Below are 9021 nucleotides of genomic sequence, written 5' to 3'. Positions count from 1 at the left end.
CCCGCGCCTCAAACGCGCGCGCCCCGAGCTGTCCGGCGCGCACCGGGGCGGCCGCCCCCTGCAGGGCGCGCTCCATGCCGCGGAGAAGATCGCGCAGGGCGTCGCGCTCGCGTGTCGACCAGCATAAAAGCGGCGTGGTCCAGGGAAGGTTCGCAGGCTCGCTTAAGCCAGTGGCAACACAAGGTGGGTCAAAGACGTTGAGTTCCAGGCTGGTATCATGGGCCGCCCGCCAGCTGCCAAGGTGGCGAGCCTCTTGCGCCAGAAGATCGCGCCAGGACTGGGCCAACTCGGCATAGGTGGGCCAGGCGTCGAGCGCCCCGCCCTGGGGCGTCGCGCCTTCAGCGAGCACCTCAGCCACCAGACGAAGCGCGCGTGCCTGATCGACGCCCGGAATCGATCGCAGCGTACGCGCGGCCTGGCGCAGCGCCGATCGGGGAGAGACGCCGCCGCACTCCCACAAGAGCTCGGTGAGTGCCCCGGCGTGACGGGCCCAGGGCGTCTTCTGCAGCGCGGCACCTGCCGCCTCCACCGCACTCTGGAGGTAGGGCACCTCGCATACATCAAACCACTCCGGCCACCGGGGCTCGCTGGCCAGCGCCCGCATCAGCGGCTCTCGGCCGCTGACATCAAAAGCCAATGCCGAGCCGCTCAGCCCGGCGAGCAATCCGGCGTGGCGGGCCTCAAAGCGCTCCAGGCGCCACCGCACCAGGGCGGGGATCTTCGTGGCGGCCACCGGCTTCGCCGCAGCGTGGCGGGCCGCCTGCCCGGCGAGGTTGCGTACCTGCTGGTCGTCCCGAAGCCTGAGGATGAGCGTGACCAACGTGGGCGAGAGCCCCAGAATCTGCGCGAGCGTGGGTGCAAAGGCATCCGCCAGCGCCACCGGATCGAGCGCCATAAGCAGCGCCGCGTTGACCTTCAGCGTTCCATCGCCGCTGCCATCAAAGGCGGTGAGCGTTGGCCGACCTCGCTCCTCAAGCCCGCGGACGACCTCCACCCCGTCGATGGCGAGCACCAGGCGCTCCACCCGCGCGGCCTGCCCCTCACTGCCAAGTCCCGACTCCGCGAGCGCGCCGATAAACGCCGGCAGGTAGCTCTCCAGCACCTCGACCACCACGCGACGGGCACGCTGGTGGGCCGCCTTAAGATCCTCATCATCGCCCTGGATCGTTGCGACCTCTCTCACACCTGCTCCTGAACTCACCGCGCGCTGAGTCGGACTCAGCACCACGTCGTCGACATCACTCTTCGGGGGGTTGTCGCCACCATCTTAGGCCCGGCGTTACAAGATTTGAAGTGCAGAACGCGATCTTCTGCTCCGAACACGACTCCCCACCTGCCTCGTGACGTCGACGCGGCGCTCCGGCCCGCGGCGATCCCGGCCGGGATCGCTGCGCGCGCGGCGCTTAGAGCGCCTCCAGCCCGTAGGGCCAGCTCACCGGCCCGGGCTCGGAGGTCTCGGTGCCTTCGATCTCCCGACCGAGCTCGCTGTCGCCGTTTTCTCCCCAGCACAAAAGGGCGCCGGCGGTGGTGATGCCGCAGGTGTGGATCTTTCCGGCCTCGATCTGCGCGAAGGTCTCGGTGGTGTCGACCTCCACCGGCACAAGCTCATTGCCCGTCTGCTCCACGCCGATCTGACCGTGGTTGTTATAGCCCCAGCACCAGGCGGCATCATCGGGGGCGATCGCGCAGCTGTGGATGTTGCCGCTGCTCACACCGCTGAGCTCCACGTCGGTGCCCACCTCTTTCGGTTCGAGGATCAACGTCGTTGAATCATCGCCGGTGCCCAGCCTCCCGGTCGAAGCAGGCCCCCAGCAATAGACCCGCGATCCCCTCGAGGTCGCCATATCGGCGCAGGTATGCTGAAACCCGGCGGCCAGGCGCACCACCGTGGCGTCTTCGACCGCCGCAACCGCTGTGGGTTCACTCAGGTTGTCGGTGCCGCCATAGCCCAGGCGGCCATCGCCCCCTCGCCCCCAGCAGAACGCCTCATCCGCCTCCGTCAGCCCACAGATGTGCTCGGCGCCCGCGCTGATCTGCTGCCACGCGCGCTCTCCCGACACAGGCGTGGGTGTGGGCACAGTTCCCGCCGTGCTCCCCACGCCCAGACGACCCGACGGGTTGTACCCCCAGCAGTACGCCTCGGTGCCTCGCCGCGCACAGGTGAGCGAATCTCCCGCGCTGACTTCATCCCAATCATCGAGCTCGCCGACCTGAACCGGATCGGCGACCGCGTCGAGGTCCACCTCCCCGTTGCCCAGCCGCCCGTACTGCTGCTGCCCCCAGCACCACAGCGTGCCCTCGGTGCGAATCCCACAGGTATGCGACGTCCCCGCGCTTACCTGCGCCCAGCTCCCTTCCACCTGCAAGGGGGTCAGCGAACGCTCCGGCTCGACGCTGCCCAGCTGCGCGTCACCGTTGTTGCCCCAACACCACAGGGTGGCGTCAGCCAGAATCGCGCACCCATGCGTCTCCCCCAGCGTCAACGCACTCCATTGAGGCTCCACAAGCGTGTACGTGCGCCGATCCTCGTTGCAGCTCTCCTCACCGTCGTCCTCCACGCAGGCACGCACCACAAGCTCCACCTCCGCTTGCTCCAGCACGAGCGCGGCGCCGTCCTCGCACCCTGCCAACGCCTCGCAACTTCCCTCCGCGCACACCTCACAGGTGATCGTGCAATCCTCCCGATCGGTGCACCGGGCGGACACAACCCCGAGGTCGGTGCGATACACATCGCCGCCCGGGGGCGCGTTCACCTCCAGCGCGGGAACCTGCACCGCACGAATCACCACACGCTCGTCCACCTCGTCCCCCTCATAGCTCGCGCGAATCACGACCTCATGCTCGCCAGCGTTGACCTGAACGGTGTGTGGCGAGGTGCAGGGCTCGGCTTCCAGCGCATTGAGCTGGCAGGTGGTCACACAGCCCGCGGGCTCGCACGAGAAGGTCAGCGTGACCTCAGCTTCCTCCCCCTCAAAGGTCACGGGCGAGTCCACCGGATCGACCTCCAGACTCAGATCGCCCGGCGGCTCCCCATCATCGGGCACATCGAGATCGGGGTCCTCACCATCGGGGGCGTCCGGGCCTGCGTCGGCGTCGGGCTCCTCACCGTCGGGCTCTCCGCCTCCATCTTCGACCCCGCCATCGCGATCTTCGGGGGGATCATCATCGCCGCACCCCGTCCCTACGCCCACCAACAGCATCACTACCAGCACCAGCCCCCATCGTCGCCCGATCCTCATGCTCCCCCCCCTCATTGCCAGATAGATGCTCGCCGCACTCGCCACTGGCGAGCGCGCGCCCCCCTTTTCCTTGCTCTCAGCACTCCCGAAAGATGCGCGCAGCCTCATCAGGGTCAACCGGGTTAAACACCGGCACCGTCGGCCAACGCGCCTCCAACCCCTGGCGCAATGCCCGCCCGTCGAGATGCGCTCCCGCGATGGAGCTCGGATTGTAGGTGATCGCCAGCAGCCGACTCGAATGCCCCACCCGCACCTCCCAGCTCCGCCTGAATCGCCGCCACAATTTGCTGCTCGGGTGCAGCGCTGTACCGTCACCCACCACCAGCATCCGCCGGCGCTGCGTCCCGACCGCCAGCAACTCCTCCAGCACCCGATCGCTCACAAGCCCCGGCACCACCACCCCCGCCGTCGACGTGCGCCACAACTTGCGCCCCTGGCTCAACCCCACCAGCCCCGAAGCGTGCGGAAGTTCGCGCAGCTCGCCATCGTCTTCAACCAGGTAGGCGCGCTGATCACGCTGCGCGCAGGCCAGCGCCTCACGCCAGATCGCCCGCTCTACCGCCGGAAGCGTAAGTCGATCCACCACATCCGAGGTGCGCCGCACCACCTCCCGCACCGAGTGTCCGACCACCGCCCCGGTCGACATCACAATCGCCTGCGCCACCTCCGGGTGCGCCCCCACAACCCGACCGTACGCCCCGTCGACAAAGACCGGATCAGCCCCCAGATCTTCGAGCGTCTCCAGCGCCGCGCTCACATCCCCCCGGTGCCTCAGCCCCGCCAGCACCACCTCGCCGGCGCCTCGCGCCCGGGCCACCATCACCTGCCCCAGTGGCGAGCTCACCCCCAGAGCCCGCACGTACTCCAGAGGCGCCGTAGAACGCGCGAGCGCCTGCTCCGCGCTCACCACCCAATGCCCTTCCCCCACCACAATCGCCGGCTTCTCCGTGCCCAGCAGCACATCGGACTGCTCCCCATCAATGCCCACCGACACCAGCCCCACCGACCGCTCGTGCTGGCGCGCGATCAGCGCGTTGAGCGTGGTCGTCTTCCCGCAGTTCTTCGCCACCCCCACCACCGCCAGCCGCCCGCGCTCCCACCAGCGCTCCCCCTTCGGCTCTTCGCGATCTTCTCCCTGACTCACGCCCTACTCCTTGACGCCCAACACCCACGCTCCATCAAAAAAACCAGCGGCGAGGAGCCCCCGCCGCTGGTTCACCGGACGCAAGCTACGCGTCCGCTCTTAAGGCTCAGTCCTTACGCACCGCGGTGGGTCAGCTTCTCCACCTGGTCGAGGCGCGGGTGCCCGTTGCGGAAGTCCTCCGCCGTCAGACCCTTGCCGCCGTTGGCCTCATCCATCTTCTGCAGGGTGCGCACGATGGCGTAGATCGAGGCCAGCACGTCGCCGGTATGGCCCAGCTCCGAGACGGTGTGCATGTTGCGAATCGGGAACCCGATCGAGGTCGCCGCCGCGTCCACGCTCGCCAGGACCGCCGCCATCGCGTCGGTGCCGGTGTCGCGGCCGCACACATCGCGCTGCACCGGAATCTCGTTGGCGATCGAAGCCTCTTCAAAGAGACGGTTCAAGAACTCGCTGGCCACCGCGCCCACGCTCAGGGTGTAGCCCTTGCCCATCTTCAGCGGGGTAAAGCGCTTGTCGCCCACGCCCGGGGCCGCCTCAAGGTCGTGGTTCACGTCCACGCCGATCACCACATCCGGCTTCAGCTCGCCGGCGAGCACGCGGCTTCCGAAGCGACCGATCTCCTCGTGGGTGGCGATGGCAAAGAGCACGCGCACGTTGTTGAGCCCGCCCTCTTCGGCCAGGATGCGTGCGCACTCCGCGCTCACAAAGCAGCCCAGCCCGTTGTCCAGGTAGGCCCCGGTGAAGCTGTCCGGCCCGAAGCCACGACGGATCGGGCGATCGAGCAAGATCGGATCGCCGGCGCGAATCCCCAGCTTCTCGACCTGCTTCTTGCGATCGTCGCCGTGAAGGCCCAGCTCCAGGTAAAGCTGCTCGGGCTTAAGCCCCTTATCACCGCTGCGCACCGAGCTGTCGGCGAAGTGAATCGCACCGAGCGCCTCAATCGTGCCCCCGCGGATCTCGCGGTAGTTACCCGGCTTCTCGGGATCTTCGCTGAAGAGGATCACCTCATTGCCCAGCAGGGTCAGCGGCAAAAAGGAGTCGCTGTTGATCCAGATCTTGCCGTCGTCGGAGATGCTGCGCACCTGCATGCGGATCTTGTCGGCGTGACCGATGATCATCACCGTGAGGCGATCGTCCTCACCCGGATGCGTGTCGAGCACCAGCCCGGCGTTGCCGCGGAACTGATGCACCGCCCAGCCTTCCATCTTCACCTTATCGAAGCGTGGCTTGAGCACCCCGTAGGTCATCGCGCCTTCCAGACCAATGGGGCTGGGGGCGGCGAGTATGTCGCGCATAAAGTTAAACTGCGCCTCGGGCATCGACTCGTTCCACGGTTGCTTCGTCTCGCTCATAATCTCACTCATCTTGGGTTGCGTGAACTTCCGGGCTCAACCTAGTGACCACAGAGGTCGCTGGCAACGCTCGATTATGACGCGCTGCACCACGCCCGGGTTCGGGTTTTCAGTACGAGGCCGCACGCTCAGATGCGCGCTGCCAGCGTCTGCAAACGTTTGAGATACTCCGAATCATCCACGCGCCGCACACCGCGCACCCGCAGATCGAGGAAATGCTCCAGCGACGCCAGGTCCATCGCCTCTTCGGTCCCCTTCAACGACGCCGAGTCGCGCTCCCAGACCCGCACCACCGCATAGAGCAGGTAGGCCAGCTCATCGACAAGCCCGCGCATCGCCAGGCTCGCGCTGGCCTGGTTGAGGCTTAAGACCCGATCGACCTTCGCCGAGAGCTCGCCCAACACATCAGCCAGCTCATCGGCGCGCGCCTTCTCGGCCCCCTGCACCTCGTTGAGCAGCCCGCTCAGATACGCAAAGAAGCCACCGTGCACCTTGTAGCGATGCATATCGCGCAACACCTGCATGTAGAGCGTGTTGTGGGTGCCCTCCCAGTTCTCATACACGATCGCGTCGCGCAGAAGGCGCGGCAGCACCGAGAAACTCTCAATAGCCCCGTTGCCGCCGAGCACCTCAATGCCCTGCACACACGCCCAGCGCGCCGACATCGCCGTGCGCGACTTGTTGATGTTGATGGCCATGCGCAAAAACTGCCCCTCGCGCTCGCTGGCGCCCCCATCATCGAGGCGATCCTGGAGCGCCGTCAGATGGAAGTTCGCAGACACCATCGCCTCCAGCTCCGCGCGCACATCGGCAAGCGTCTCCTGCACCAGCGGGTAGTTGATGATCGCCTGGCCAAAGGCCTCGCGATGATCCGCGTAGAGCTTTGCGGTGAGGTACGCCCGGCGCATCACCCCGCAGCACCCCACCGCGTTATAAAGACGCGAGGTGTTGATCACGAGGTTCATCATATGTTTGAAACCCTCGCCAACCTCCCCCATATGAAAGGCCCGCGCGCCGCGAAAATCACACTCCCCCGACGCCATCGAACGCGTGCCCAGCTTATCTTTGAGCCGCCGCACGTAGAATGCGTTGACCGTGCCGTCGTCGAGTTTGCGCGGCACCAGAAAGAGCCCCAGCCCGCGGGTGCCCTCGGCGCCCAGCTCCTCCACCCGGGCGGTCATCAAGAAGACGTCGGCGTCGATATTCGAGCAGAACCACTTCTCGCCATAGATGCGGTAGCTGCCATCCTCCTCACGCACCGCGCGGGTGCCGTTGGCGCCCACATCGCTGCCTCCCTGAATCTCGGTCAAAAACTGCGCCCCCTCCAGGTGGTTGGCATACTCCGCGTCGAGAAAACCCGGCAAATACGTCGCCTTAAGCTCCTCGCTCCCCAGCTCCTGCAAGACGCGGATCACCCCGGCGGTGCACGCCAGCGGGCAGTTATGGCCGGCCTCCCCGTTCAAGCTCGAGAGGTAAAAGCGGCTGAGCGCCCCGATGTTATTGGGGTGCTCCGCGTACGCCGCCATCACCCCGGAGCCATAAATGTGGCGCCCGGCCTCGTGGTAGGTGGGGTGATGATCGATCTGCTCGACCCGCTCCCCAAACCCCGTATAGCGGTTGAGCTGCGGCAGGTTCGTCGTCTCGTTGTTCTTTCGTACCACCTCATCGAGCTCGCCCAACACCACCTCACCAAAGGCGTCGAGCGCCTCCTCCAGCGCCTCAAGACGCTCGGGCCGGGCGTAGCGGCGAATCACCCGCTGAAAATGGGCGTCGGCCTGATAGGCATTGTGACGCTGCGCCTCCCCGAAGTTGTTGAGAGCCTGACGTCCGCGGGCGTTGGGCTCGGGCGTCTCAAAGCTGGGATCGATCGTATCGGCCATCGTCTCACTCCTTCGATGCGCCCGACAGGTAAGCGAGCGCTCACTTTTGATGATGTTAAAAGCCATTGGGGGCGATGCGCGACGCCCTCTCGGCGCGTGCGACATCGGACCGGGCAAACCTACACACCGCACACGCACACCGCAAAGCCCCCGCCCTGCGCCCTCGCCATTCACACCGGCGGCGGGCCAAACTGCTGATAGAGCATGTACATCAGAGCCACGATGAGCAGGATGAGGATCAGACTCATCATCGTCACAATCGTCATCGGCGCGACGAGCGGCTCCGGAAAGATCAGCCCGATCAACCCCTCGCGCCGCGGCGGAAGTCGCGGCCGATCCGAGTCGTCCGGCTCCAGCAACATCAGCGGCAGCGGGCTGCGCTCACCCGTGGCATCCAGGGCGTCGCTCTGCGGCGGAATATACACCGAGGCATCCGGATCGCGCACAAGCTGCGTCTCGCGCATCCGCCGCAACCGATCGCGCACCTTGGCCGCATCGCGCGGGCGCCGCTCGACCTCTTTCTCCAGCAGCTCGCAGGTCAGCTCGATGACCTCCTCGGGAACCGCCGCCCCCACCCTGGCGCGCAAATTGGGCAAAGGCTCGGTCTTATGCGCGCGCATCAACGCCAGGTCGTTATCCCCCTTATAGGGCGCCTCCCCCGTCAGCGCCGTAAAGAGCAGTACCCCCAGGCTATAAAGATCGCTGCTGGCCGAGGGCCGCTTCCCGTCCACAAGCTCCGGCGCGATGATCCCCGGCGTGCCTGCCACCTGCCCGCCCTGGGTCAACTCCCGATCGCGGGAGAGCAGCTTGGCCACCCCGAAGTCCAACAGCTTCACATGGATCCGTCCGTCGCGCTGACGGGTGAGCATGATGTTGTCGAACTTCAAGTCGCGATGAATGATCTGCTGGCCGTGGGTCTCAATGAGCGCCTCGCACACCTGGGCAAAGACCTCCAGGATGTCGGCCAGCTTCAAGTGCCCTCGCCGCAACGCCTGGCGAAACGTCACCCCGTCGACGTACTCCATCACCAGGTACGTCAGCCCGCCGGCGTCAGTGCCCGAGTCGATGAGCTGCACCACATGCGGGTGCGCAATCCCCGAGACCAGCTCCACCTCCAGCTGAAAACGCTCCACCAGCGAGGGATCGCCGGTGAGCGTCGGCTTGAGCACCTTCACCGCCACGGTGCGATTCACCGAGAGCTGGCAGGCCTCAAAGATAATGCCCATCCCTCCGGCGTTGAGCACCCGGTCCAGACGGTAGCGTCCCTCCAGCACTCGACCCACCAGCATCTGCGGGGTGTCGAGGGGCTGCGTGGAGGAGCGCCGCCTCGGTGGCGTTTTGTCGGTGGGCTGCGTGGTCATCGTCAGACGCTCGCGGGGCTGCCAGCCTTGCATCCATCATCATCA

6 protein-coding genes are annotated in these 9021 nt (G+C 66.4%); all 6 read right to left on the bottom strand.

The features are described from left to right. Positions 1–1183: hypothetical protein (locus tag FRC96_RS07725; RefSeq protein WP_146973925.1), on the bottom strand; the 1183-nt coding region annotated here is incomplete at its 3' end. A gap of 220 nt (positions 1184–1403) precedes the next feature. Next, on the bottom strand, positions 1404–3239 hold the full coding sequence (locus tag FRC96_RS07720) for an RCC1 domain-containing protein (protein ID WP_230469991.1): 1836 nt from the start codon (positions 3237–3239) through the stop codon (positions 1404–1406). Positions 3240–3315: 76 nt separating this feature from the next. Beyond that, the gene (locus tag FRC96_RS07715) at positions 3316–4383 is read right to left on the bottom strand and encodes a hypothetical protein (protein ID WP_146973923.1); all 1068 of its coding nucleotides are present in this window, start codon (positions 4381–4383) and stop codon (positions 3316–3318) included. Positions 4384–4496: 113 nt separating this feature from the next. Then, the gene (locus FRC96_RS07710; protein WP_146973922.1) at positions 4497–5735 is read right to left on the bottom strand and encodes a M20/M25/M40 family metallo-hydrolase; all 1239 of its coding nucleotides are present in this window, start codon (positions 5733–5735) and stop codon (positions 4497–4499) included. Between the two features lie 128 nt (positions 5736–5863). Then, positions 5864–7615 carry an acyl-CoA dehydrogenase family protein gene (locus FRC96_RS07705; RefSeq protein WP_230469990.1) on the bottom strand — a complete coding sequence of 584 codons (1752 nt, stop codon included), beginning with the start codon at positions 7613–7615 and terminating at the stop codon, positions 5864–5866. Between the two features lie 170 nt (positions 7616–7785). Beyond that, positions 7786–9009 (bottom strand): serine/threonine protein kinase, encoded by a 1224-nt coding sequence (locus FRC96_RS07700; protein WP_146973920.1) that lies wholly within the window; start codon positions 9007–9009, stop codon positions 7786–7788. Positions 9010–9021: the final 12 nt, after the last annotated feature.

Source organism: Lujinxingia vulgaris (genome assembly GCF_007997005.1).
GTDB lineage: Bacteria > Myxococcota_A > Bradymonadia > Bradymonadales > Bradymonadaceae > Lujinxingia.
Note: the sequence above shows the minus strand (reverse complement) of the source record. Positions and strands in the feature narration are given on the sequence as shown.

Bases quoted from the DNA above. Each gene is read 5' to 3' on its own strand.
- FRC96_RS07710 (WP_146973922.1), bottom strand. From the start codon at position 5,735: ATGAGCGAGACGAAGCAACCGTGGAACGAGTCGATGCCCGAGGCGCAG.
- FRC96_RS07720 (WP_230469991.1), bottom strand. From the start codon at position 3,239: ATGAGGATCGGGCGACGATGGGGGCTGGTGCTGGTAGTGATGCTGTTG.
- FRC96_RS07705 (WP_230469990.1), bottom strand. From the start codon at position 7,615: ATGGCCGATACGATCGATCCCAGCTTTGAGACGCCCGAGCCCAACGCC.
- FRC96_RS07700 (WP_146973920.1), bottom strand. From the start codon at position 9,009: ATGCAAGGCTGGCAGCCCCGCGAGCGTCTGACGATGACCACGCAGCCC.